This window comes from Paracoccus sp. TRP (genome assembly GCF_000185925.1).
Taxonomy (GTDB): domain Bacteria; phylum Pseudomonadota; class Alphaproteobacteria; order Rhodobacterales; family Rhodobacteraceae; genus Paracoccus; species Paracoccus kondratievae.
Map to the genome: position 1 here is coordinate 111,235 of NZ_AEPN01000003.1, position 22,797 is coordinate 134,031.

The window sequence follows — 22,797 nt, forward strand, 5'->3', positions numbered from 1 at the left end:
CCCTAGTGGCTGGCCTGAACCGCGGCAACGGGTGCCGCTGGCTGGCTCTGGTTGTAGTCTTGAAGAAGCGCGGAGACGGCCGGACCGGTCACATCGGTAACGAGCCGCGGATAAACACCGAGGATCAGCGTCATCGCAATCAGCGGCACAAAGATCCAACGCTCGCGCGGGGTCATGTCGGTGATCGACTTCAGGCTTTCCTTGATCAGCTGGCCCAGCGTCACGCGGCGATAAAGCCACAGCGCATAAGCGGCCGAGAAGATCACGCCCGTGGTCGCGACCAGCGCCACCCAGGTATTGACGCGGAAAGTACCCATCAACGTCAGGAATTCACCCACGAAACCCGAGGTGCCGGGCAGGCCCACGTTCGCCATGGTAAAGAACATGAACACCGCCGCATAGGCCGGCATCCGGTTCACGAGGCCGCCGTAGGCGTCGATCTCACGCGTGTGCATGCGGTCGTAGATGACCCCGACGCAAAGGAACAGCGCGCCCGAGACAAAGCCGTGCGACAGCATCTGGAAGATCGCGCCGTCGACACCAACCTGATTGGCGGCAAATATCCCCAGGGTCACGTAACCCATATGCGCGACCGAGGAATAGGCGATGACCTTCTTCATGTCCGACTGCGCCAGCGCCACCAGCGACGTGTAGACGATGGCAATGGCGGACAGCCAGAACACATAGGGCTGGGCAACAGCACTGGCGACCGGGAACATGGGCAGGCTGAAGCGCAGAAAGCCGTAACCGCCCATCTTCAGCAGCACCGCGGCCAGCAGGACCGAACCGGCGGTCGGTGCCTGAACGTGCGCGTCAGGCAGCCAAGTATGAACCGGCCACATCGGCATCTTAACCGCAAAGCTGGCAAAGAATGCCAGGAACAGCAGCATTTGCGTGCCGCCGATTACGGTCATGCCAAGCAGGCGGAAATTCTCGGACGGGAATTCATACTGCAGCAGCGCGACGATATCGGTCGTGCCCGAGATGCGATACATCGCGATCATCGCCACCAGCATCAGCACCGAGCCAAGGAAGGTGTAGAGGAAGAACTTGAAGCTGGCGTAGATGCGATCCTTGCCGCCCCAGATCCCAATGATCAGGAACATCGGGATCAGACCCGCCTCGAAGAACAGGTAGAAGAGGATGAGGTCCAGCGCGGTAAATACGCCGATCATCAGCCCTTCAAGCACGAGGAAGGCGATCATGTATTCCTTGACCTTATCTCCGACGTTCCAGGTCGAAAGAATGGTCAGCGGCATCATAAAGGTGGTCAGCAGCACGAACAGCACCGAAATGCCGTCCACGCCCATCTTGTAGCGCAGCCCCATGATCCAGGGGTGATCCTCGACGAACTGGAAGCCCGTATTCGCAGGATCAAACCGGAACAGCACAAAGAGCGAGATCACAAAGGTCGCCGTCGTGGTCAGCAACGCCAGCCATTTGGCATTGCGCGCAGCAGCTTCGTCCTGACCCCGCAGGAACAGCGCCATGATGATGGCGGCAACAATCGGCAGGAAGGTGATGATAGAAAGAAGGTTCGTCATGTCAGTGCGCGCCCCGCATCATCACCCAGATCAGCAAGCCCACGATGCCCAGAACCATCGCGAAGGCGTAGTGGAACAGATAGCCCGATTGCACCCGGACCGCCGCACGGGTCAGCCGCGGGATCAAACCCAGGGCCAGGCCGTTGATCGTGCCGTCAATTACGGCGCCATCGCCACCCTTCCACAGCAGTCGGCCAAGCCATTTCGTCGGCCGGACAAAGATGAAGTCGTAGATCTCGTCGAAGTACCACTTGTTCAGCAGGAACTGATACAGCGCCGATTGCTGGGCCGCCAGCCGCCGAGGCAGCGACGGATTGACGATGTAGAACATCCAGGCCGTGAACAGTCCGATCACCATGGCGATAAAGGGCGAAACCTTGACCCAGGCCGGGGCATTGTGCGCCTCATCCATGGTGTGGTTGTCAGGATGCATATAGATCGCACCACCAACCGGAGCTTCGATCGCAGCATGAGCGGTCTCGGCCGCAGCCTCACCCTCGGCAGCATCGGCGACAGCAGGCTCAGCCGGCGCTTCGGCGGTCGCGTGTTCCCCACCCACGCCTTCGGCCGTTTCATGCGAGCCGGCGATGTGGAAATACTCCGTCACCTTGTGATGGTCGCCAAAGAACGGACCATACCAGACCATACCGGCAAAGATCGCACCAATCGCCAGAACGCCCAGCGGAATGGTCATCACAGGCGGGCTTTCATGCGCATGGTCATGGGCATGATGATCGCCGCGCGGCTTGCCGTAGAAGGTCAGGAAGATCAGCCGCCAGCTGTAGAAGCTGGTGAAGCAGGCCGCGATGACCAGCATCCAGAAGGCATAGCTGCTGCCCGCCCAGGCGCTTTCGATGATCGCGTCCTTCGACAGGAAACCAGCAAAGCCGATATGGGTCAGCGGAATCCCGACGCCGGTGATGGCAAAGGTACCGATCATCATCGCCCAGAAGGTCAGCGGAATCTTTTTCCGCAGCCCGCCATAATTCCGCATATCCTGTTCATGGTGCATGGCGTGGATCACCGAACCGGCGCCAAGGAACAGCATCGCTTTGAAGAAGGCGTGGGTCAGCAGGTGGAACATCGCCGCCGAATAGACGCCGACACCGGCTGCCACGAACATATAACCCAGCTGCGAACAGGTCGAATAGGCGATGACGCGCTTGATGTCGTTCTGGACCAGACCGACGGTCGCAGCAAAGAAAGCCGTGGTCGCACCGATGATGACGATGAAGTTCTTCGCATCAGGCGCAAATTCGTAAAGCGGCGACATACGGCAGACAAGGAACACCCCGGCGGTCACCATGGTCGCAGCGTGAATCAGGGCCGAAACCGGGGTCGGACCTTCCATCGCGTCGGGCAGCCAGGTGTGCAGCAGCAGCTGTGCCGATTTCCCCATTGCGCCGATAAAGAGCAGGAAGCCCAGCAGGTTCGCCGCGTTCCAGTCACGCCACAGGAAATGCAGGCTGGTCTGCGCAAGTTCGGGCACCCGGGCAAAGATCGCATCGAACTGAACCGAGTCGGTCAGCCAATAGATGCCAAAGATCCCAAGCAGGAAGCCAAAGTCGCCGACACGGTTGACGATGAAAGCCTTCATCGCCGCCGCATTCGCGCTGGCCTTTTTATAGTAAAAGCCGATGAGCAGGTAGGAGGCGACGCCAACGCCCTCCCAGCCAAAGAACATCTGCAACAGGTTGTCGGCCGTCACCAGCATCAGCATGGCGAAGGTAAAGAAGGACAGATAGGCGAAGAAACGCGCTTTGTAATGCTCGTCATGCGTCCAGTTGTCGTCATGGGCCATATAGCCCAGCGAGTAGGTATGGACGAGCGCCGAAACCGTGGTCACCACGATCAGCATGATCGCGGTCAGCCGGTCGAGGCGGATGGCCCATTCGGCGTGGAAATCGCCGGTCACCACCCAGTCGAGCACCGGGATATGGCGTACCACCCCGTCAAACGACAGGAACAGGTACCAGCTGGCAAAGCAGACAAGGAACAGCAGCCCTGTGGTCAGGTATTGCGCGGCCTTTTCGCCGATCGCGCGCCAGCCAAGACCGGCGATCAGCGACCCGACGAGGGGCGCGAAGAGGACAAACTTTTCCATGACCGCTTATCCCTTCATCACGTTAACATCTTCCACCGCGATGGTGCCGCGGTTGCGGAAGAAGACGACCAGGATCGCCAGACCGATGGCAGCCTCGGCAGCGGCCACGGTCAGCACGAACATCGTAAAGACCTGACCGGCCAGGTCGCCCAGATGGGTCGAAAATGCGACAAAATTGATGTTCACCGCCAGAAGCATCAGCTCGATCGACATCAGGATGACGATGACGTTCTTTCGGTTCACAAAGATCCCGAAAATGCCGGTGACGAAAAGTATCGCCCCCACAACAAGATAATGAGTCAATCCGATCATCGTCCTGGTCCCTCCGGGTCGTTCACCCGTTGAATATCCGTTCGCTGTATGGGCCGCGCAGGCGGCCCGAATTGGCTAGGTGGCCCTAAGGGCGCTTCAGAGGCCCTGCCCCGGCTTCACATCCTTCAGCTCCAGTGTCTTGGCCGGGTCGCGCCACATCTGCTCAAGCACGTTCTGACGCTTGACGTCCTTGCGGTGACGCATGGTCAGCACGATCGCCCCGATCATCGCGACCAGCAGCACCAGACCGGCAAGCTGGAACATCAGCACATAGCGGTCATAGATCACGAGGCCCAGCCCATAGGTGTTCTGAACCGTCGGGTCCACAGGCGCAGCGCGCAGCGCCTCGGCGCTTTCCGAAGGCACCCAGCCCGAAAAGGCAATGCCCAGCTGCGCCAAAAGCACGACGCCGATCACCAGTGCCAGCGGCAGATAACGCGCCAGCTCGCCCTTGAGCGCGGCAAAGTCGATATCGAGCATCATCACCACGAACAGGAACAGCACCGCCACCGCGCCGACATAGACGACGACCAGCAGCATGGCCACGAATTCCGCGCCTTGCAGCACAAAGAGGCCCGCCGAAGCAAGGAAAGCAAGGATAAGCCACAACACCGAATGCACCGGGTTACGGCCGATCACCACCATGAAGCCCGCAACGCAGACACTGATGGCGAACAGGTAGAAAGCGAAGGTCATCATTCCTCGTCCTCCTCGGCATAGACGCTCTGGGCAACTTCAAGCGCCTTCTGCATCGCAGGCAGCCCGCCGAACATGCTCATCTGAAAGATCGTCTCGGCGATCTCGCGTTTCGTGGCACCGGCCGCAAGCGCCTGACGGATGGTCATGCGCAGCTGCGGCTCGGCCAGCGCACCCTGAACGGTGATCGCGCCTATGGTGAGAAGCAGGCGCGTCTTGGCGTCCAGCCCCTCGCGGTTGAAAGTCTTGCCGAACCACATTTCCAGCATGTCGGCAGGAATCGTCGGCACCAGCTTTTCAAGGCTGCGCATGTCGAGATGTTCAAGCGCAGGATTGATGGCGCGCGCCATCTCCTGGCCCGAAGCCATCATCTGCGCGAAAAGCCGGGCGAAAGCGTCGGTCATCTGTAGGGCGCATCCAGTTGCAGGTTGCGGGCGATTTCGGCCTCCCAGCGTTCACCGTTCGCAAGCAGCTTTTGCTTGTCGTAGAACAGCTCTTCGCGGGTCTCGGTCGCGTATTCGAAGTTCGGCCCCTCGACGATGGCATCAACCGGGCAAGCCTCCTGGCAAAAGCCGCAGTAGATGCATTTGGTCATGTCGATGTCATAGCGCGTGGTGCGGCGCGAACCATCTTCACGCGGCTCGGCATCAATGGTGATGGCCTGCGCCGGGCAGATCGCTTCGCACAGTTTGCAGGCGATGCAGCGCTCTTCACCGTTCGGGTAGCGACGCAGCGCGTGCTCGCCCCGGAAACGCGGTGACAGCGGGCCCTTTTCGTGGGGATAGTTCAGCGTCGGCTTGGGCGAAACAAAGTAACGCATCCCAAGGCCAAAGCCTTTGATGAAATCCCACATGAGGAAATATTTGGTGGCACGGGCGAAATCAAAGGCCATCAGAACTGCTCCCCTTCCCTGGGAGCCGCGAAACGGTCGAACGCGGCGACATATTCCCGGACACGGGCACTGCTTTTCGCCTGCTCTGCACTGTCCAGATTGTTGGCGAGGAAATGTGCCAGTTCCACCTTGTCGGTCTCACTGGCTTTGGCGAATGCCTCGGCTAGCTTGTTGGCATACATGGCCTACCCTCCGACCGTGAAGCGGGCCCAGAAACCGCCCAGAACTTCATAGCGCGACAGGATCGCCACCAGCACCACCCAGCCCAGCGACAGGGGCAGGAACACCTTCCAGCCGATCCGCATCAGCTGGTCATAGCGGTACCGGGGCACGATCGCCTTGACCATGGCGAACATATAGAACCAGAACCACATCTTGATGACCATCCACCACCAGCCGTCGGCGATAAAGGGCACCGGCGACAGCCAGCCGCCAAAGAACAACAGCGAAAGCAGCGCACACATCAGATACATGGCGATGTATTCACCGGCCATGAACAGCAGATAGGGCGTCGACGAATATTCAGTCATGAAGCCCGCGACCAGCTCCGATTCCGCCTCGACGAGGTCGAAGGGCGGGCGGTTGCATTCGGCAAGCGCACTGACAAAGAACAGCACGACCATCGGCAGGTGCGGCAGCCAGTACCAGTTCAGCAGGCCGTAATCCCCGCGCTGCGCCTCAACGATGGCGGTCAGGTTCATCGAGCCGGTCGAAATGATGACGCCGATGATGATCAGACCCAGCGACACCTCATACGAGATCATCTGTGCCGCAGACCGCAGCGAAGCAAGGAACGGGTATTTCGAGTTCGAGGCCCAGCCGCCCATGATAACGCCATAGACCTCAAGCGAGGAGGCGGCAAAGATGAACAGGATGCCGACGTTGATATTCGCCATCACCCAGCCATCATCGAACGGGATGACGACAAAGGCAAACAGCGCCAGCATCATCGACAGAAAGGGCGCCAGGAAATAGACGAACTTGTCGGCACCGGCCGGGACGACGATTTCCTTGAAGACATATTTCATCGCGTCGGCAAAGGTCTGCAACAGACCCCAGGGGCCAACGACGTTCGGGCCGCGGCGCATCTGAACAGCCGCCCAGATCTTGCGGTCGCCATAGACCATGAAGATCAGCGAACCCATGACAAAGGCGATGACCGCCAGACCCTGCAAGAGCAGGCTGAGTGCGAAACCGTAGGGCGAGGCCCAGAATTCAGCCATGATCTTTCGTCCCTCTCATCACGCCGCGGGAATGCCGCGTGCCTTGCATTCCTGCAAGGTCTCTTTCGTTGTCATCACCGTCAGGCCCATCGGTTTTTTCTCGGAAAGGGTGAACACCGAGCCGACGACCATCTTGCCGTTGCGCTTGTCCCGGAGCGTGCGAATGTGGCGGGCATAGAGCGTCCCTTTCGCCTCGGCCCAGCTGGCCAGCGCGCATGTGGCATAGGCGAAGGCGGTGCCGCCGTCCACCCCGGGGCGAAGGTTTGCGGTCACTTCGACCAGACTGTCTTCACCCTTGCGCCCGTTTCCAAGCGTTGCGACCTGCGCACCCTGATAATCCTTGGGATCAGCCTCGAATGTCGCAGGCAGATTCAGCCGCAGCGGACGGGTCCGCGCAGCAAAATCGGCCAGTGCCTTTTCCTGCGCCGTCGGTTCGCGCGGCTTGACCGGCCCCATATCCGGCAGACCAGACAGGTCCAGCTCCAGGTTTGCATTCAGCGCCAGAAGATCGGCCTCGCTCACAGCAAAGGCGTTACGCCCCTCGGGGCTGTCCAGCGCCATTTCGGTCACTGACCCGTCGGGTTCGAGAATCAGGATCTCTCCCGATTTGGTCGAGATCCGGCCCCGGGTCAGGACCTTTTTGTTGGGCGATCCCGCATCGCTTTGCAGCACAGCCACGCCCAGTTCGGGCGGCTTGGGCTGCGGACGCGCGGCACCCTTATCCTCGCTGCAGGCCGCCAGCAGGCCAAGCGCGCCGATACCGATGAGCAGCAATGCAAGGCGGGGTCGCATCGCGTTACTCCGCCGCCAGAGCCGGAGCCCTGCGGGCCGCGGCCATTGCCGAAAGCTCGCCCATCAACGGCGACGAACGCGCGATCGGGTTGGTCAGATAAAAGTCCTTGATCGCATAGCGGAAGCTTGCCTGCCCCAGATCAAAGCGATCAAGCGGCTGCCATTCGTTCTGCGGCACCTGATCGATCTGGGCAAGATGCGGCACGGCCTCGATCAGCTTGCGACGCAGGCCGGCAAGACTGTCCCAAGGCTGGGTCTTGCCCAGTTCAGCCGAAAGTGCCCGCAGGATCGCCCAGTTCTCTTTGCCCTCACCCGGCGCAAAATTGGCGCGCATCGCCAGTTGCGGCCGGCCTTCGGTGTTTACGAACAGGCCGTTTTCCTCGGTATAGCAGGCGCCGGGCAGAATGATGTCGGCGCGATGCGCGCCACGATCACCATGACTGCCCTGATAGATCACGAAAGGACCGGGGGCGATATCGACCTCATCCGCACCGAGGTTATAGATCACCTCGGCCCCCTCAATGGCGGCGATCAGCCCGCCCTCGGTCACCGCACCGACATCCATGGCGCCAACGCGGCTTGCCGCCGTATGCAGCACCAGAAGCCTGCAGTCGCCTTGCTCGCAGATGCGCATGGCATGGGCCAGCACAGCCTCTCCATCGGCTTCGCGCAGGGCACCCTGCCCGACGATGACGATACCCGGGGTGCCATCCTTGTTCGACAGATCCTCGTCCTGCAGCTTGGCCAGCGCGGCGCGATCATTGCCAAAGTGATGGTATTCATAGGTCAGATCGACCGGCTCGCCGATCAGCGCGATCTGAGCGCCCTGCGTCCACGCCTTGCGGATGCGGGCGTTCAGGACCGGAGCCTCTTCGCGCGGGTTGGTGCCGATCAGCAGAATGCGCTTGGCGCTGTCGATATCCCCGATCCGCGCCGTGCCGACATAGGCTGAACGATTGCCGATCGGCAGGCGCGCGCCGTCAGTGCGGCATTCCACCTGACCGCCCAGCCCCTCGACCAGTTGCTTAAGGCTGAAGGCCGCCTCGATCGGGACCAGATCGCCGATCAGGCCCGTCACCTTACGGCCCTGCATGGCACGCGCAGCTGCCTCAAGCGCCTCGGGCCAGCTTGCCGGACGCAGCCGGCCGTTTTCGCGGATATAGGGCTTGTCGAGACGCTGGCGGCGCAGACCGTCCCAGACGAAACGGGTCTTGTCGCTGATCCACTCCTCGTTCACGCCATCATGGTTGCGTGGCAGGATGCGCATCACTTCGCGGCCCTTGGTATCAACGCGGATGTTTGACCCCAGCGCGTCCATGACGTCGATCGATTCAGTCTTGGTCAGTTCCCACGGACGGGCAGTAAAGGCATAGGGCTTGCTTACCAGCGCACCGACAGGGCAAAGGTCGATGATATTGCCCTGCATGTTCGATTCCAGCGTCTGGTTCAGATAGCTGGTGATCTCGGAATCCTCACCACGGCCGGTCTGACCCATCTGGGTGATGCCCGCGACCTCGGTGGTAAAGCGCACGCAGCGGGTGCAGCTGATACAGCGTGTCATATGGGTTTCAACCAGCGGACCAAGGTTCAGGTCCTCGCTGGCGCGTTTTGGCTCGCGATAGCGGCTGAAGTCGATCCCATAGGCCATCGCCTGATCCTGCAGGTCGCATTCGCCACCCTGGTCGCAGATCGGACAGTCAAGCGGGTGGTTGATGAGCAGGAACTCCATCACCCCCTCGCGCGCCTTCTTGACCATGGGCGAGTTGGTGCGGATCTCGGACGGCGCGCCGTCGGGACCGGGACGCAGGTCCTTGACCTGCATCGCGCAAGAGGCGGCGGGCTTGGGCGGGCCGCCCACGACCTCGACAAGGCACATGCGGCAGTTGCCGGCGATCGACAACCGCTCATGATAGCAGAAACGCGGCACCTCGACTCCGGCCAGTTCACAGGCCTGGATCAGGGTCATGTTGGGATCGACCTCGATAATCTTGTCGTCGATCTTGATCTTGCGAAGATCCGCCATCTTGTCTTCCCTTATCCCTCGCGACGGGAAACCATGCCGGACCGATCTCCGTCAGGTTCCATGCGATGCAATTGCTGGCCGAAGGCTGGCCTGGTTGTCCTGAGCGCCGTCATTCCCGTACCTTTACGAAGGCCCCGGAATAGATCGTCGGCACCAATCTGTCCTGTTCGCCATCACGCTCGACCATGACGCTTGCAGCATCGCCCCCGGTCTGCAGCATCACCGTCGCCCATACGGCGCCAGCGGCGTTATAGCTTACCTTGCGGTTAACATCGGTCGTATAGCGGCTGCCATCCGGGCGCCAGCACTGGATCTGTGCATCCGAGGCATTGCCGGTGATGCGCAAAAGCGGCGCGCCCGTGACGCTGCGGCTGACCTTGGTCCGCACACCCGGTCCGGTCGCATCGCATCTGATATCGGCCGGCGCAAAAACCGAAAACTTCAGATAGAACTTCTCGGCCGTCGGGGCGAAAGGCTGCGACGGCTCGCCTGCAAAGGCATCAGCCGCGATCATCGCCGCCGCTGCCGCCGCCATCAGGGTCAGACCTATGCGGTTCATCCAGCTCATCATTTCGCCACCAAAAGGCTGCCAATAATGGTATTACGCGCGATCTCTTGCCGACCGATGCGGCAATAGGTTTCAGGCTCGCTCTTCTTTGCGCCATTCCGGGTCAGATAGTCATCGGCAATGGCGTAGATGCGCCTCTTATCCTCTTTGCTGTCCAGAAAGGCGTCGATCTGAGCGCGTGAGTAACCCTTTTTCTCGGCATAGCGCTTAAGCTTGCGCGCCTCGCCATAGGCATAAAGGATGCGACCGTCGATGCTGGGACAGGTCCGGCGGATACGGTCGGCAATCCGTGCCGCAATTAGGCGGTCGTTGATGTATTTTTCCTGGCTCAGCGGTTCAAGCGCCACGGCAGGGCTCGACAGCATCGCGGCAATCAATGCAACGGGCAGGATTTTTTTCATGGCAGCAGCCTCCTCGTTATGACCTACAGCCATAACATGGGACCGGCGGAAAGATTTGCCAGTTTGGGTTGAAACCCGCGTGATCGCATGGGCCAGCAACCCGCACATGCGCCGCCGTTCCCCCAGGGGGGCCGGCTTTGTCATGAGGTGCGGAGCCCGGAACATGCGCTTACTCTGCCGCCATCGCGCCCATGCGGCCGGTACGCCTGGCCTTGATACGATCCTCGATCTCTTCGCGGAAGTTGCGGATAAGACCCTGGATCGGCCAGGCGGCAGCGTCGCCAAGCGCGCAGATGGTGTGGCCTTCGACCTGTTTGGTCACGTCGAAAAGCATGTCGATCTCTTCGATCTCTGCCTCGCCGCGAACCAGACGCTCCATCACCCGCATCATCCACCCGGTACCTTCGCGGCAGGGGGTGCACTGGCCGCAGCTTTCGTGCTTGAAGAACTTGGACAGACGCCAGATCGCCTTAACCACATCGGTGGACTGATCCATGACGATCATGCAGGCCGTACCAAAGGACGAGCGCAGCTCACGCATGCCATCATAGTCCATGATCGCGTTTTCGCATTGCTCGGCGGTCAGCACCGGGCAAGAGGCGCCGCCGGGGATCACCGCCTTGAGGTTTTTCCACCCGCCACGCACGCCACCGCCATGCTTTTCGATCAGCTCACGCATCGGGATCGACATGGCCTCTTCGACCACGCAGGGCGCGTTGATATGGCCGGTCAGACCGAACAGCTTGACCCCGGCGTTGTTCGGACGGCCAAAGCCCGCAAACCATTCGGGCCCGCGACGCAGGATGGTCGGCACCACCGCGATGGATTCGACGTTGTTCACCGTGGTCGGGCAACCGTAAAGCCCCGCCCCTGCAGGGAACGGCGGCTTCATGCGCGGCATGCCCTTTTTGCCTTCCAGCGATTCAAGCAGCGCGGTTTCCTCACCGCAGATATAGGCACCGGCGCCGTGATGCAGGAACAGGTCGAAATCCCAGCCCGAACCAGCGGCGTTACGGCCCAGCAGACCCGCATCATAGCATTCGTCGATCGCAGCCTGCAGCGCCTCGCGTTCGCGGATGAACTCGCCCCGGATGTAGATATAGGCGGTATTCGCGCCCATGGCGAAGCTCGCGATCAGCGCACCCTCGATCAGCGTGTGCGGATCGTGGCGCATGATTTCGCGGTCCTTACAGGTCGCCGGTTCGGATTCATCGGCGTTGATGACCAGATAAGAGGGACGGCCGTCCGACTCTTTGGGCATAAAGGACCATTTCATCCCGGTCGGGAAACCCGCGCCGCCGCGACCGCGCAGACCCGAGGCCTTGACCTCATCAATGATCTTGTCACGCCCGCGGGCGATAATGGCGGCGGTGCCGTCCCAGCAGCCGCGCTTTTTCGCGCCGGCAAGGCTGCGGTCGCCCATGCCATAGATATTCGTAAAGATCCGGTCCTGATCGTTCAGCATCGTCTCATCCTTGTCCCTGCGAGGACGCATTGCGCCGCCGCCAGATCCGCCAGGTCACCAAAAGCGACCAGATCAAGGCCCCAATCGCCACAAGATCGGCGAGAAAGGCGTATTTCGCGGGCCAGTCCCCCTGACCGCCCAACCATTGCACCCCCAGCCACAGCACCATGGTCACGGCGATCACCACCGCGACCAGACGCATCTGCCGGGCATCCGCCGCAGCGGCACCGGGCCCCTGCGACGTCTGCTGTCCTGTTTGGCGCGCCATCAGCTGGCCTCGCCCTTGTCGACGCGGCGAGAGTGTTCGGTCTCACCCCCCGCCGCCAAAAGTCGCGCCTGACCAACCCAGTCGTCAGCCTCGATCCGCCCGCCCATACGGCCCAGCCGCTCGGCATATTCGGCAATCCGGGCCTTGTCCCAACCGGCGATCTGCTCATAGCGGGTCACGCCATTGGCGTTCAGCCAGTCCGAAAGTTTGGGCCCGATACCCTTGATCCGACGCAGATCATCGCGGCGCTCGTCACCCGGGATCACCGTTGCTGTCGATTCATTGACAGGGCCAAGCACCTGCTCCGAAATCCCCTGCCCCGGCAAGGCACCGGCGACGATTGGTATCTGCGCGCCGGTATCATCGCACTCTGGGCCAAGTGAGCCACTGACGACCAGCCTTTCCGGCTGACTGTCTGCGGCGGCGCGCTGCCAATCGGTGCCGGTCATTCCCTGGCGGCCATCCTCAAACAGTTCGGGCCGGTCGTGACAAACCAGCCAGACCATCAGCGCACCGAACAGAGCAAAGGTCACGAGACCAAGGAACAGACCGGCGAACCAGTGCAGCTCACCAAGGCCCGAGGTGAACAACAGCACCACGACCCCGGCGATTGCCGCCGAGATCCAGCAGTTCCTGTTGCACTCTGCCCGTTCCATCGTGACCCGACTGCTCCTCTTTCCTTTCAGGCGTCGTTGCGCGCGGCAAGCCAAGGCGTCGAGAGCGGAACCTCGGTCCCGTCGATGCGCCTGATCGTTTCGCCCAGCTGGACCGCACGCGCCACGCTGCCGTTATAAGCCTCGCCGCCCTTCAGATCGGCAAGCGCCACCGGACCGCCCAGAGGTTCGGCCGAGAAGCGGCCGTTCTGCGGCCCCGGTACCGGCACCTCGCCAGCCGCGATACGGTCGATCAGTTCGGCCAGTTTCTCTGCCGTCAGATCCTCGTAGAAATCCTTGCCGATCTGAGCCATGGGCGCGTTTGTGCAGGCGCCAAGGCATTCGACCTCTTCCCATGAGAAACGGCCATCGGCGGAAAGCGTGTGCGGCTCGGCCGCAATCTTTTCCTTGCAGACCCGGATCAGATCCTCGGCCCCGCAGATCATGCAGGTGGTGGTGCCGCAAACCTGAATATGGGCAACCGAACCAACCGGTTGCAGCTGAAACATAAAGTAGAAGGTCGCGACCTCAAGCGCCCGGATATAGGGCATGCCCAGCAGGTCGGCGCAATATTCGATGGCCGGACGGCTTAGCCAACCTTCTTGCTCTTGCGCGCGCCACAGGACCGGTATGATCGCCGATTGCTGGCGACCTTCCGGGTATTTGGTCATCTGGGCACGGGCCCATTCGAGGTTCGCAGGCGTGAACTCGAACGAGTCAGGCTGGATGGGGGACAGACGGCGCAGCATCAGCGGTCAACCTCTCCGAAAACGATGTCGAGCGTGGCGATGATCGCCGGAACGTCGGCCAGCATATGGCCGCGCGCCATCCAGTCGATCGACTGCAGATGCGCGAAACCGGGCGCGCGCAGTTTGGCTCGCCACGGCTTGTTGGTGCCGTCGGCCACCAGATAGACGCCGAATTCACCCTTGGGCGCCTCGACCGAGGCGTAGACCTCGCCCGCCGGGACGCGGAAGCCCTCGGTGTAAAGCTTAAAGTGGTGGATCAGAGCTTCCATGTCGCGTTTCATGTCGGCGCGTTTCGGTGGGGTCAGCTTGCCACGGGCAAGAACGTCCCCAACCGGCTCAGCACGCAGCTTTTGCACTGCCTGTTTCATGATTTTGCACGATTCGCGCATCTCGGCCATGCGGCACAGATAGCGATCATAGCAGTCGCCGTTCTTGCCAACCGGGATCTGGAAGTCGAACTCGTCGTAGCATTCATAGGGCTGCGCGCGCCGCAGGTCCCATGCAAGGCCCGAGCCGCGCACCATGACACCGGTGTAGCCCCAGTTCAGCGCGTCCTCTTCGGTCACGATGCCGATATCGACAAGGCGCTGTTTGAAAATCCGGTTCTCGGTCAGCAGCGTGTCGAGGTCATCGACCAGCTTCGGGAAACGCTCGCACCATTCTTCGATATCATCGAGCAGATCAGGCGGCAGATCCTGATGCACTCCGCCCGGCCGGAAATAGGCCGCGTGCAGGCGTGCGCCGCAGGCGCGTTCGTAAAAGACCATCAGCTCTTCACGCGCCTCGAACCCCCACAGCGGAGGGGTCAGCGCGCCGACGTCCATTGCGCCGGTGGTGATGCCCATCAGATGGTTCAGAATCCGACCGATTTCCGAGTAAAGCACCCGGATCAGGCTTGCACGGCGCGGAATCGCCGTGCCGGTCAGCCGCTCGATCGCCAGACACCAGGCATGCTCCTGATTCATCGGCGCAACATAGTCTAGCCGGTCCAGATAGGGCAGGTTCTGCAGATAGGTGCGGCTCTCCATCAGCTTTTCGGTGCCGCGATGCAGCAAGCCGATATGCGGGTCGGCACGCTCGACGACCTCGCCGTCCAGCTCCAGCACCATGCGCAGCACGCCGTGGGCGGCCGGGTGCTGCGGACCGAAGTTGATGTTGAAGTTGCGAATGCTCTGTTCGCCGGTCAGGGCGTCCACCGAGCCGTCGTCATAGCTGTTCTTGCGGATGTCGCCGTCCATGGTCAGCCCTCAAATCCGATGCGGAGCGCGCAGCCCCTGCTGCGCGACTGCGGTCACTTCTTTGCCTCCGGCGCCTTCTCGTCACCCGGAAGCACGTATTTCGCGCCTTCCCACGGAGACAGGAAGTCGAACTGGCGGTATTCCTGAACCAGATTCACCGGCTCATAGACCACGCGCTTTTCAAGATCGTTCCAGCGCACCTCGACATAGCCGGTGGTGGGGAAGTCCTTGCGCAGCGGATAGCCACGAAAGCCGTAGTCGGTCACGATCCGGCGCAGGTCGGGATGGCCCGAGAACAGGATGCCGAACAGGTCAAAGACCTCGCGCTCATACCAGCCGGCGCCGGGGAAAACCCCGGTCAGGCTCGGGACCAGCTCATCCTCGCGCACCTGAACTTTCACCCGAATGCGCTGGTTCTGATACATCGACAGCAGGTGGTAGACCACGTCGAAACGCGCCGGACGTGCCGGGTTGTCGACCGCAGTAATGTCGATCAGCGTTGAAAAGCGGCAGTTCGGATCGTTGCGCAGAAATTCGATCAGCCCGAGCACGCCCGACAGCGTCGCATTCACTGTCAGTTCGCCAAACGCAATCTCAGTCGAGATCACGTCGCTTTCGCGGCGCAGCGAGATATGCTCGGCCAGTTCCTGCAGCGTTTCGTCAGAGATGGTTTGAGACATGGCTCACCTCACCAGCGTGCCGGTACGCCGGATGCGGCGCTGAAGTTGCAGGATGCCGTAAAGCAGCGCTTCGGCGGTCGGAGGGCAGCCCGGAACATAGATGTCCACCGGCACGATACGGTCGCAGCCGCGCACCACCGAATAGGAATAATGGTAATAGCCACCGCCATTGGCACAGCTGCCCATCGAAATGACATAGCGCGGCTCGGGCATCTGGTCATAAACCTTGCGCAGAGCCGGGGCCATCTTGTTGGTCAGGGTACCCGCGACGATCATCAGGTCCGACTGGCGCGGCGAAGCCCGCGGCGCGGTCCCGAACCGTTCAAGGTCATAGCGCGGCATCGAGGTCTGCATCATCTCGACTGCACAGCAGGCCAGACCAAAAGTCATCCAGTGCAGCGAGCCGTTGCGGGCCCAGTTGATGATGTCCTCGGTCGTGGTCAGCAGGAAGCCCTTGTCCTGCAGCTCGCGGTTCAGCTCGGCCGTGGCGAATTCACGATCGACGCCGGCCGTATTGGCTCCGGTCATCACGCCCATTCCAGCGCCCCTTTCTTCCATTCATAGGCAAAGCCCACGGTCAGAACGCCCAGGAAAAGCATCATACCCCAGAAGGCCACATCCGACAGGCTGGCAAAGCTGACCGCCCACGGGAACAGGAAGGCCACTTCGAGGTCAAAGATGATGAACAGGATCGACACCAGATAAAAGCGGACGTCGAACTTCATCCGCGCGTCGTCAAAGGCGTTGAAACCGCATTCATAGGCGCTGACCTTTTCCGGGTCCGGATTGCGCACGGCGATGATCGCGGCAGCCAGAATCAGGACAATGGCAAGAGCCGAGGCCATTCCCAGAAAAACCAGGATGGGCAGATATTCTTGCAGCAGATATTCCACTGGATTGGGCTCCCTTTCACTCGCAGGAACCCGACTGGCGCCCCGCGATGGGTTTGGCTAGGGTCCGTTTATCCCCGGTCGCGGATATGGTCAACGGTAGGACCCCGCTTCACACCGGCTTTACGGCCCGCGCATGGCAGCAAAAACGCGAAATGCGCCAAAAGATACTATAAGGTGTTTTACTCAACTTTTCGGCCGATCTGGCCGAGATGAGTGTTGCGAAAGCCTAAAGGCTCTTTCAGCCCATACCCCAGCGCCCGATCCAGTCCGATATGGGCAAGCCACAGACCGCCCCCTGCAATCAGCCCTGTCGATCCCAGCGCCACGCCCAGAACCATCATAAGAAAGGCCAGGGCATATAGGTGACCCAGGTTGTACAGCACGGCCCCGGCCCGCGGCCCGGCCAGATAGCCCACCATGCTGAGATCAGGCGCAAACAGCACCGCCAGCCAGATCAGCCAGCCCCAACCCGGAGCGGCCTGAGCCGCGATCAGCAACCCGGCAAGAGCCAACCCCGCGCCTTCGACACGCTGCCAGAGGATGGCGCTCATTCCGCAGCGCGGCTGCGCGCCGCCTCAAGCATCGGGGCCAGATAGCGGCCAGTGTGGCTTTCAGGAACCTCTGCCACCTCTTCCGGAGTCCCGGTGGCGACAATGCGTCCGCCGCCATCGCCACCCTCGGGCCCGATATCAATGATCCAGTCGGCGGTCTTGATCACATCAAGGTTATGTTCGATCACCACCACCGTATTTCCCTGATCAACCAAGGAGTGCAGCACTTCCAGCAGCTTGCGCACGTCCTCGAAATGCAGGCCCGTCGTCGGCTCGTCGAGGATATAAAGCGTCTTTCCGGTGGCACGCCGCGACAGCTCTTTGGACAGTTTGACCCGCTGCGCTTCGCCGCCCGACAGGGTCGTCGCCTGCTGGCCGACTTTGATATAGCCCAGCCCCACCTCGACCAGCGCATCCATCTTTTCGCGAATCGAGGGAACGGCCTTGAAAAACTCCTGCGCGTCCTCAACAGTCATGTCGAGCACATCGGCGATGGATTTGCCCTTGAAGGTCACCTCCAGTGTCTCGCGATTGTAGCGCTTGCCTTTGCAGGTTTCGCAGGTGACATAGACGTCGGGCAAAAAGTGCATCTCGATCTTGATAACCCCATCGCCCTGGCAGGCCTCACAGCGACCACCCTTGACGTTAAAGCTGAACCGGCCGGGCTTGTAGCCACGCGCCTTGGCCTCGGGCAGACCGGCGAACCAGTCGCGGATCGGGGTAAAGGCGCCCGTATAGGTCGCGGGATTCGAACGCGGCGTGCGTCCGATCGGGCGCTGGTCGATGTCGATCACCTTGTCCAGCTGCTCCAGCCCCTTGATCGTCTCGCAGGGAGCGGGGGTCTGGCGTGCGCCATTCAGTCGCAGGCTCGCAGTTTTGAACAGCGTCTCGATAGTCAGGGTTGATTTGCCGCCACCCGAAACGCCGGTCACGCAGACAAACTTTCCAAGCGGGAACTCGGCAGTCACATTCTTGAGATTGTTGCCGCTGGCACCGACCACGGTAATCGCCTTGCCATTGCCCTTGCGGCGCTCAGCCGGGACCTCGATCCGGCGGGCACCGGACAGATATTGCCCGGTCAGGCTTGAGGGATCGGATGCAATCTCGGCCGGAGTGCCCTTGGCGACAACCTGTCCGCCATGCACCCCTGCCCCCGGGCCAATGTCAAAGACATAATCGGCATGGCGAATCGCATCCTCGTCATGTTCGACCACCAGCACCGAGTTGCCCTGATCGCGCAGCCCCTTCAGCGTCGCGAGCAACCGGTCATTGTCGCGCTGATGCAGGCCGATTGACGGCTCATCAAGCACGTAAAGCACGCCCGTCAGCCCCGAGCCGATCTGACTGGCCAACCGGATGCGCTGGCTTTCGCCACCCGACAACGTCCCAGCAGCGCGCGAGAGCGTCAGGTAATCAAGCCCGACATTGACCAGAAAACCCAAACGCTCACGAATTTCCTTGAGAATGGCTGCAGCAATCTCGTTTTTCTGCCTGGTAAGGTGGTTGGGGGCTTCTTCCACCCAGGCCAGCGCCTCTTTGATCGACAGCTCGGTGACTTTGCCGATGTGGCTGCCGGCGATCTTGACGGCCAGCGCCTCGGGCTTCAGCCGATAGCCGTTACAGGAACCGCAGGGACGGTTGTTCTGATATTTCTCGAACTCTTCGCGCACCCAGGACGAGTCGCTTTCGCGCAGCCGACGTTCCATATTCGGGATTACGCCCTCAAACCGGCGCGTTACTTCATAAACACGGCCGGAATCGTCAAAACGGAAGGGGATCTCATCCGTGCCAGAGCCGTACAGGAACATCCGCCGCACATCCTCGGGCAGATCTTTCCAGGCAGTTTTCTTGTCGAACCCGTAAAATTTGGCCAGCGCATTGATAGTCTGGGTCAGATAGGCCGATTTCGACTTGGCCCAAGGTGCAACAGCCCCCTGTGCGACCGAAAGCGCCGAATCGGGAACAATCAGCCGCTCGTCAAAAAACAGCTCTACCCCCAGCCCATCACAGACCGGGCACGCCCCGAAAGGCGCGTTGAACGAGAAAAGCCGCGGCTCAATTTCAGGGATGGTAAAGCCGCTGACCGGGCAGGCGAAGTTCTCGCTGAAGGTAATCCGCTCCGGCTCCCCCTCCGCCGGGGCTGTTTCAAGCACGGCAATGCCGTCCGCAAGATCCAGCGCGGTACGAAAACTGTCGGCAAGCCGGGTCTCCATCCCCTCGCGCACGACGACGCGGTCAACCACCACATCAATATTATGGCGAAATTTCTTGTCCAGCACCGGCGGCTCGTCCAGCTCGTAAAACTGGCCGTTCACCTTTACGCGCTGAAAGCCCTGTTTGCGCAGCTCAAGAAACTCTTTCTTATACTCACCCTTACGATCTCGGACGATGGGCGCCAACAGATAGGCACGCATACCCTCGGGCATCTCCATCACCCGGTCCACCATATCCTGAACCTGCTGCGCCTCGATCGGCAGGCCGGTCGCGGGACTGTAAGGCGTGCCAGCGCGGGCAAAGAGCAGCCGCAGATAGTCATAGATCTCGGTCACCGTGCCGACGGTCGAGCGCGGGTTTTTCGAGGTGGTCTTTTGCTCGATCGAAATCGCCGGAGACAGGCCCGAAATATGATCCACGTCCGGCTTGCCCATCATGTCGAGGAATTGCCGAGCATAGGCAGACAGGCTTTCGACATAACGCCTCTGCCCCTCGGCATAGATGGTATCAAAGGCGAGCGACGATTTACCCGAACCCGACAACCCGGTGATCACCACCAGCCTGTCGCGCGGAATGTCCATATCCACGTTCTTCAGATTATGTTCGCGCGCGCCGCGAACCTCGATGAACTTTTGTTCCATCGCGCCAGTCCTGATTCCGCCAAGTGCATCAGATAGGCATCCGGGCCGAAATGGCAACCACAAATGGAACAAACCGTGAATATTTTCCACTTGCGTCCCAAGGCAACCATGCCTCATCCTTGGTCATGAGTCGAAAGCGGAGGCGACCATGACCCGTCAGCATTACACGGGAGGATGCCAGTGCGGTGCGATTAGCTATAAGGTCGATGCCGATCTGGAACGGACCTTCACATGCAATTGCTCACGCTGCAAACGGATGGGGTTTGTCCTGACCTTTGTTTCCAGGGAAGACTTTCATCTGGTCAAGGACGGGCCGGTGACAGAGTATCTGTTCAATCGCCAGCAGATCCACCACCGCTTCTGCCCAACCTGCGGAGTCGAGGCCTATGCCTTTGGCAAGGGGCCCGATGGAAGCGATGTGGTGGCGGTAAATGTGAATTGCCTCGATGGAATCAACCCGCGCGCGCTGGCCAGCCAGGCGGTGGACGGAGCCAGCTACTAACCGCCCGTATGGCTCATATAGCGGCTGACCCGGCCCGACACATGTCGCCGGGAATAGTCGAAATCATGACCTTTAGGCTTGCGCGCAATCGCTTCGCGAATGGCGGTGCGCAACGCATCGTCCTCTGCGCTGCCGCGCAGGGGTGCACGCAGATCCGCCCGGTCTTCTTGTCCAAGACACATGAACAGCTCGCCCGTGCAGGTGACCCGGACACGGTTGCAGCTTTCGCAGAAATTATGGGTCAGCGGCGTGATGAAACCGACCTTTTGCCCGCTCTCTTCAAGGCGGACATAGCGCGCCGGCCCCCCGGTGCGTTCGGCCAGAGGCGTCAGCGTAAAACGCGTGGCCAGCCGGTCACGCAGCTCCGACAACGCCCAATACTGGTCCAGCCGCTGCGCATCACCCATCTCACCCATCGGCATGACCTCAATGAAGGTCAGGTCGTGGTCATGTTCGGCACACCAATCTATCAGCGGGAAAAGCTCATCTTCATTAAAGCCTTTTAGCGCCACCGTGTTGATCTTGACGCGAAGGCCCGCCGCTTTCGCGGCCTCGATCCCCTCCAGCACCTGCGGCAATCTGCCCCAGCGGGTGATCTGTGAAAAGCGGTCCTTGTCCAGCGTATCAAGCGAAACGTTGACCCGCCGGACCCCGCATTCGGCCAGTTCGTCGGCGAAACGCGCCAACTGGCTGCCGTTGGTGGTCAGTGTCATCTCATCAAGCCCCGCCCCCAAATGGCGCGACATGGCACGAAAGAATTCCATGATATTGCGCCGCACCAGCGGCTCACCACCCGTAACCCGCAGCTTGCGCACACCAAGCCCGACAAAGGCGGAACAGAGGCGATCCAGCTCTTCAAGCGTCAGCAGATCGCGCTTGGGCAGGAACTGCATATGCTCGGCCATGCAATAAGTGCAGCGAAAATCGCAACGATCCGTCACCGACACCCGAAGATAGGTGATCGGCCTGGCAAAAGGGTCTGTCAGCGGGGCCTGAGCGTCCATTGCTTAAAGATAAGGCTGGGCTTGCATCGGCACAAGCCAGCCGATCCGTTAATATTGTCATAACCACGAGTTGAAGCTCGGGTGGACATGCAGGGTCGCGCGGGGCTAGCCTTCTCTTCGGACAATGAGGACGAGGAACTGCCGATGACCAGGCCGATCATGCTGTTTTCGGGCGCGCTGGCGCTGCTGGTGCTGACTGCCTGCACCCAGCCATCGCAAACACAAAACGCGCCTAAGGCCGAGGTGATCGACCCCGCGACCGGCCAGCCGGTAATTGCGGGCCCCGATCTGACCGGAACGGCGCCGCGCACGCCGGGCAAGACCATCACTACAGCTGCCCGCCCCTCGCCCGCAGCGCGCACCGCGGCAGAGTTCGACACCACGACACGTGAGCAAAAGGCAGCCGCCGCAGCCCCGCCCGCAGCGGCCGAGCGTCGGCTGGGTGCCACGGTCGCCTCGCTTGGCGACCCGTCGCAGCCGGGCTTCTGGATCAAGACACCGCTGGCGAAATCCGAAGCTGATGGCCGTATCGTAAACCCCGAAAACGGCAAATCCGCGAAAGTGCGGCTGATCCCGCTTGGTGGTCCGGCCAGTGGCGGCAGTCAGGTTTCGCTGCCCGCGCTACAACTGATCGGCGTCAGCCTGACCGATCTGCCCACCATCGAGGTTTACGGGAACTGACGCCTAAGGGTGGCTGTTGCGATTTTCGGGCAGCCAGCGCCCCGCCTCACGCCGAGCAAAGGGTTTCAGCCGCCCCCCATTGGCCGCGAGCCAGTCGCGGACGCACTGCGGATCGTGTTTCGAATGATCGCGCAGCCACCAGCCGATAGCTTTCTGAATGAACCACTCCCGGTCATCAGCAAGCTTTTCCAGCCAGGTCAGCACCCTATCACGACGGGCCAGATCGTCCGCTTTGGGATTCCGGATCGACGTCCAGGGCAAAGTCCCGACAAGCGCTGCGCGCCGGACCCAGAAACCGGGGGCTTCGAGCCATGTCTCGACCTCATCCAGGCGCGCCGGATCAGAGATCAGCCGGCGGGAACCCGCTTTCATAGCGTGATCGGCGATGGCCCAGGCGTCGAACTGCGGCACCCAGCTGGCAATCAGCCGCCAGACCTCGTCATCGGGGCGAATACGGGCCTGGGTCAGCAGCTTTGCCGCTGCGATCCGTGCCTCATGCACATTGCTGTCCCAAAGGTGACGGGCGAGTTCTATCCGACCAGGCAGATCCAGCCCTGCACGCCACCCCCGCGCCAGTTCGTCGATCACAGGGACGGCGACGCCCAGATAGGGACGGGGCGCCTTGTGATAGGCGGCCATCCCGGCCGCCTTTCCGGGGTCGCCCAATGCCTTCAGCTCGTCCAGTTCCCGCATCTTTCCCTGC

The 22,797-nt window shown here is 61.1% G+C and carries 25 protein-coding genes and 1 pseudogene; 2 read left to right on the forward strand and 24 right to left on the reverse strand.

From position 1 onward, the window contains the following. Positions 1–2: 2 nt before the first annotated feature. The 22 genes and pseudogenes from PARACOCCUSGL_RS0102995 to uvrA all read right to left on the reverse strand — a co-directional run bounded on the left by PARACOCCUSGL_RS0102995 (position 3) and on the right by uvrA (position 19,907). Complete coding sequence (locus PARACOCCUSGL_RS0102995) at positions 3–1,544, reverse strand: NADH-quinone oxidoreductase subunit M (RefSeq protein ID WP_010392899.1); 1,542 nt, start codon at positions 1,542–1,544, stop codon at positions 3–5. Position 1,545: 1 nt separating this feature from the next. Further along, positions 1,546–3,648 carry an NADH-quinone oxidoreductase subunit L gene (nuoL, locus tag PARACOCCUSGL_RS0103000; protein ID WP_010392900.1) on the reverse strand — a complete coding sequence of 701 codons (2,103 nt, stop codon included), beginning with the start codon at positions 3,646–3,648 and terminating at the stop codon, positions 1,546–1,548. 6 nt (positions 3,649–3,654) lie between these two features. Beyond that, on the reverse strand, positions 3,655–3,960 hold the full coding sequence (gene nuoK, locus PARACOCCUSGL_RS0103005) for an NADH-quinone oxidoreductase subunit NuoK (RefSeq protein ID WP_010392916.1): 306 nt from the start codon (positions 3,958–3,960) through the stop codon (positions 3,655–3,657). Between the two features lie 96 nt (positions 3,961–4,056). Beyond that, positions 4,057–4,659 carry an NADH-quinone oxidoreductase subunit J gene (locus PARACOCCUSGL_RS0103010; RefSeq protein ID WP_010392920.1) on the reverse strand — a complete coding sequence of 201 codons (603 nt, stop codon included), beginning with the start codon at positions 4,657–4,659 and terminating at the stop codon, positions 4,057–4,059. Continuing rightward, entirely contained in the window at positions 4,656–5,060 is a 405-nt protein-coding gene (locus PARACOCCUSGL_RS0103015; RefSeq protein WP_010392922.1) for a carboxymuconolactone decarboxylase family protein, read from the reverse strand. The genes PARACOCCUSGL_RS0103010 and PARACOCCUSGL_RS0103015 overlap by 4 nt, the downstream gene beginning before the upstream one ends. Continuing rightward, positions 5,057–5,548 (reverse strand): NADH-quinone oxidoreductase subunit NuoI, encoded by a 492-nt coding sequence (nuoI, locus tag PARACOCCUSGL_RS0103020; RefSeq protein WP_010392924.1) that lies wholly within the window; start codon positions 5,546–5,548, stop codon positions 5,057–5,059. Before nuoI ends, PARACOCCUSGL_RS0103015 begins: the two co-directional genes overlap by 4 nt. Beyond that, a complete protein-coding gene (locus tag PARACOCCUSGL_RS0103025; protein WP_010392926.1) occupies positions 5,548–5,730 on the reverse strand; it encodes a hypothetical protein in 183 nt (60 codons plus the stop codon). The genes nuoI and PARACOCCUSGL_RS0103025 overlap by 1 nt, the downstream gene beginning before the upstream one ends. Positions 5,731–5,733: 3 nt before the next feature. Further along, entirely contained in the window at positions 5,734–6,771 is a 1,038-nt protein-coding gene (nuoH, locus tag PARACOCCUSGL_RS0103030; protein WP_010392929.1) for an NADH-quinone oxidoreductase subunit NuoH, read from the reverse strand. 18 nt (positions 6,772–6,789) lie between these two features. Continuing rightward, complete coding sequence (locus PARACOCCUSGL_RS0103035) at positions 6,790–7,563, reverse strand: hypothetical protein (protein WP_010392930.1); 774 nt, start codon at positions 7,561–7,563, stop codon at positions 6,790–6,792. A gap of 4 nt (positions 7,564–7,567) precedes the next feature. Next, positions 7,568–9,586 (reverse strand): NADH-quinone oxidoreductase subunit NuoG, encoded by a 2,019-nt coding sequence (nuoG, locus tag PARACOCCUSGL_RS0103040; RefSeq protein ID WP_010392933.1) that lies wholly within the window; start codon positions 9,584–9,586, stop codon positions 7,568–7,570. Positions 9,587–9,695: 109 nt separating this feature from the next. Further along, entirely contained in the window at positions 9,696–10,145 is a 450-nt protein-coding gene (locus PARACOCCUSGL_RS0103045) for a hypothetical protein (protein WP_010392935.1), read from the reverse strand. Between the two features lie 8 nt (positions 10,146–10,153). Beyond that, positions 10,154–10,555, reverse strand: coding sequence for a DUF5333 domain-containing protein (locus PARACOCCUSGL_RS0103050; protein ID WP_010392937.1), 402 nt, complete (start codon positions 10,553–10,555; stop codon positions 10,154–10,156). Between the two features lie 169 nt (positions 10,556–10,724). Beyond that, positions 10,725–12,020 (reverse strand): NADH-quinone oxidoreductase subunit NuoF, encoded by a 1,296-nt coding sequence (gene nuoF, locus PARACOCCUSGL_RS0103055; protein ID WP_010392940.1) that lies wholly within the window; start codon positions 12,018–12,020, stop codon positions 10,725–10,727. Between the two features lie 4 nt (positions 12,021–12,024). After that, entirely contained in the window at positions 12,025–12,288 is a 264-nt protein-coding gene (locus tag PARACOCCUSGL_RS0103060) for a DUF5337 domain-containing protein (protein WP_010392942.1), read from the reverse strand. After that, complete coding sequence (locus PARACOCCUSGL_RS0103065) at positions 12,288–12,944, reverse strand: hypothetical protein (protein ID WP_010392944.1); 657 nt, start codon at positions 12,942–12,944, stop codon at positions 12,288–12,290. The genes PARACOCCUSGL_RS0103060 and PARACOCCUSGL_RS0103065 overlap by 1 nt, the downstream gene beginning before the upstream one ends. Positions 12,945–12,982: 38 nt before the next feature. Then, positions 12,983–13,690, reverse strand: a pseudogene (gene nuoE, locus PARACOCCUSGL_RS0103070) (NADH-quinone oxidoreductase subunit NuoE); the annotation flags it as partial. Then, on the reverse strand, positions 13,690–14,928 hold the full coding sequence (locus PARACOCCUSGL_RS0103075) for an NADH-quinone oxidoreductase subunit D (protein ID WP_010392947.1): 1,239 nt from the start codon (positions 14,926–14,928) through the stop codon (positions 13,690–13,692). The pseudogene nuoE and the gene PARACOCCUSGL_RS0103075, both read right to left, overlap by 1 nt. 53 nt (positions 14,929–14,981) lie before the next feature. Further along, positions 14,982–15,608 carry an NADH-quinone oxidoreductase subunit C gene (locus PARACOCCUSGL_RS0103080; RefSeq protein ID WP_010392949.1) on the reverse strand — a complete coding sequence of 209 codons (627 nt, stop codon included), beginning with the start codon at positions 15,606–15,608 and terminating at the stop codon, positions 14,982–14,984. 3 nt (positions 15,609–15,611) lie between these two features. Next, a complete protein-coding gene (locus tag PARACOCCUSGL_RS0103085; RefSeq protein WP_010392952.1) occupies positions 15,612–16,145 on the reverse strand; it encodes an NADH-quinone oxidoreductase subunit B family protein in 534 nt (177 codons plus the stop codon). Further along, the gene (locus tag PARACOCCUSGL_RS0103090; protein WP_010392956.1) at positions 16,136–16,501 is read right to left on the reverse strand and encodes an NADH-quinone oxidoreductase subunit A; all 366 of its coding nucleotides are present in this window, start codon (positions 16,499–16,501) and stop codon (positions 16,136–16,138) included. The genes PARACOCCUSGL_RS0103085 and PARACOCCUSGL_RS0103090 overlap by 10 nt, the downstream gene beginning before the upstream one ends. Positions 16,502–16,680: 179 nt before the next feature. Next, complete coding sequence (locus tag PARACOCCUSGL_RS0103095; RefSeq protein ID WP_010392959.1) at positions 16,681–17,052, reverse strand: DUF4260 domain-containing protein; 372 nt, start codon at positions 17,050–17,052, stop codon at positions 16,681–16,683. Then, positions 17,049–19,907 (reverse strand): excinuclease ABC subunit UvrA, encoded by a 2,859-nt coding sequence (gene uvrA, locus PARACOCCUSGL_RS0103100; RefSeq protein ID WP_010392961.1) that lies wholly within the window; start codon positions 19,905–19,907, stop codon positions 17,049–17,051. Before uvrA ends, PARACOCCUSGL_RS0103095 begins: the two co-directional genes overlap by 4 nt. Positions 19,908–20,055: 148 nt before the next feature. Here uvrA and PARACOCCUSGL_RS0103105 point away from each other — a divergent pair, with 148 nt between their 5' ends. Further along, complete coding sequence (locus tag PARACOCCUSGL_RS0103105) at positions 20,056–20,409, forward strand: GFA family protein (RefSeq protein WP_010392963.1); 354 nt, start codon at positions 20,056–20,058, stop codon at positions 20,407–20,409. Here the strand turns inward: PARACOCCUSGL_RS0103105 and moaA are convergent. Beyond that, positions 20,406–21,413, reverse strand: a complete 1,008-nt coding sequence (moaA, locus tag PARACOCCUSGL_RS0103110) for a GTP 3',8-cyclase MoaA (RefSeq protein ID WP_010392964.1) — start codon at positions 21,411–21,413, stop codon at positions 20,406–20,408. The genes PARACOCCUSGL_RS0103105 and moaA overlap by 4 nt on opposite strands. Positions 21,414–21,557: 144 nt before the next feature. Between moaA and PARACOCCUSGL_RS0103115 the strand changes: the two genes are divergently transcribed. Beyond that, the gene (locus tag PARACOCCUSGL_RS0103115) at positions 21,558–22,094 is read left to right on the forward strand and encodes a hypothetical protein (RefSeq protein WP_040601670.1); all 537 of its coding nucleotides are present in this window, start codon (positions 21,558–21,560) and stop codon (positions 22,092–22,094) included. A gap of 3 nt (positions 22,095–22,097) precedes the next feature. Here the strand turns inward: PARACOCCUSGL_RS0103115 and PARACOCCUSGL_RS0103120 are convergent, their stop codons facing one another. After that, positions 22,098–22,787, reverse strand: a complete 690-nt coding sequence (locus tag PARACOCCUSGL_RS0103120) for a DNA alkylation repair protein (protein ID WP_010392966.1) — start codon at positions 22,785–22,787, stop codon at positions 22,098–22,100. Positions 22,788–22,797: the final 10 nt, after the last annotated feature.

Bases quoted from the DNA above. Each gene is read 5' to 3' on its own strand.
- PARACOCCUSGL_RS0102995 (WP_010392899.1), bottom strand. From the start codon at position 1,544: ATGACGAACCTTCTTTCTATCATCACCTTCCTGCCGATTGTTGCCGCC.
- nuoL (WP_010392900.1), bottom strand. From the start codon at position 3,648: ATGGAAAAGTTTGTCCTCTTCGCGCCCCTCGTCGGGTCGCTGATCGCC.
- nuoK (WP_010392916.1), bottom strand. From the start codon at position 3,960: ATGATCGGATTGACTCATTATCTTGTTGTGGGGGCGATACTTTTCGTC.
- PARACOCCUSGL_RS0103010 (WP_010392920.1), bottom strand. From the start codon at position 4,659: ATGATGACCTTCGCTTTCTACCTGTTCGCCATCAGTGTCTGCGTTGCG.
- PARACOCCUSGL_RS0103015 (WP_010392922.1), bottom strand. From the start codon at position 5,060: ATGACCGACGCTTTCGCCCGGCTTTTCGCGCAGATGATGGCTTCGGGC.
- nuoI (WP_010392924.1), bottom strand. From the start codon at position 5,548: ATGGCCTTTGATTTCGCCCGTGCCACCAAATATTTCCTCATGTGGGAT.
- PARACOCCUSGL_RS0103025 (WP_010392926.1), bottom strand. From the start codon at position 5,730: ATGTATGCCAACAAGCTAGCCGAGGCATTCGCCAAAGCCAGTGAGACC.
- nuoH (WP_010392929.1), bottom strand. From the start codon at position 6,771: ATGGCTGAATTCTGGGCCTCGCCCTACGGTTTCGCACTCAGCCTGCTC.
- PARACOCCUSGL_RS0103035 (WP_010392930.1), bottom strand. From the start codon at position 7,563: ATGCGACCCCGCCTTGCATTGCTGCTCATCGGTATCGGCGCGCTTGGC.
- nuoG (WP_010392933.1), bottom strand. From the start codon at position 9,586: ATGGCGGATCTTCGCAAGATCAAGATCGACGACAAGATTATCGAGGTC.
- PARACOCCUSGL_RS0103045 (WP_010392935.1), bottom strand. From the start codon at position 10,145: ATGAACCGCATAGGTCTGACCCTGATGGCGGCGGCAGCGGCGGCGATG.
- PARACOCCUSGL_RS0103050 (WP_010392937.1), bottom strand. From the start codon at position 10,555: ATGAAAAAAATCCTGCCCGTTGCATTGATTGCCGCGATGCTGTCGAGC.
- nuoF (WP_010392940.1), bottom strand. From the start codon at position 12,020: ATGCTGAACGATCAGGACCGGATCTTTACGAATATCTATGGCATGGGC.
- PARACOCCUSGL_RS0103060 (WP_010392942.1), bottom strand. From the start codon at position 12,288: ATGGCGCGCCAAACAGGACAGCAGACGTCGCAGGGGCCCGGTGCCGCT.
- PARACOCCUSGL_RS0103065 (WP_010392944.1), bottom strand. From the start codon at position 12,944: ATGGAACGGGCAGAGTGCAACAGGAACTGCTGGATCTCGGCGGCAATC.
- PARACOCCUSGL_RS0103075 (WP_010392947.1), bottom strand. From the start codon at position 14,928: ATGGACGGCGACATCCGCAAGAACAGCTATGACGACGGCTCGGTGGAC.
- PARACOCCUSGL_RS0103080 (WP_010392949.1), bottom strand. From the start codon at position 15,608: ATGTCTCAAACCATCTCTGACGAAACGCTGCAGGAACTGGCCGAGCAT.
- PARACOCCUSGL_RS0103085 (WP_010392952.1), bottom strand. From the start codon at position 16,145: ATGGGCGTGATGACCGGAGCCAATACGGCCGGCGTCGATCGTGAATTC.
- PARACOCCUSGL_RS0103095 (WP_010392959.1), bottom strand. From the start codon at position 17,052: ATGAGCGCCATCCTCTGGCAGCGTGTCGAAGGCGCGGGGTTGGCTCTT.
- uvrA (WP_010392961.1), bottom strand. From the start codon at position 19,907: ATGGAACAAAAGTTCATCGAGGTTCGCGGCGCGCGCGAACATAATCTG.
- PARACOCCUSGL_RS0103105 (WP_010392963.1), top strand. From the start codon at position 20,056: ATGACCCGTCAGCATTACACGGGAGGATGCCAGTGCGGTGCGATTAGC.
- moaA (WP_010392964.1), bottom strand. From the start codon at position 21,413: ATGGACGCTCAGGCCCCGCTGACAGACCCTTTTGCCAGGCCGATCACC.
- PARACOCCUSGL_RS0103115 (WP_040601670.1), top strand. From the start codon at position 21,558: ATGACCAGGCCGATCATGCTGTTTTCGGGCGCGCTGGCGCTGCTGGTG.
- PARACOCCUSGL_RS0103120 (WP_010392966.1), bottom strand. From the start codon at position 22,787: ATGCGGGAACTGGACGAGCTGAAGGCATTGGGCGACCCCGGAAAGGCG.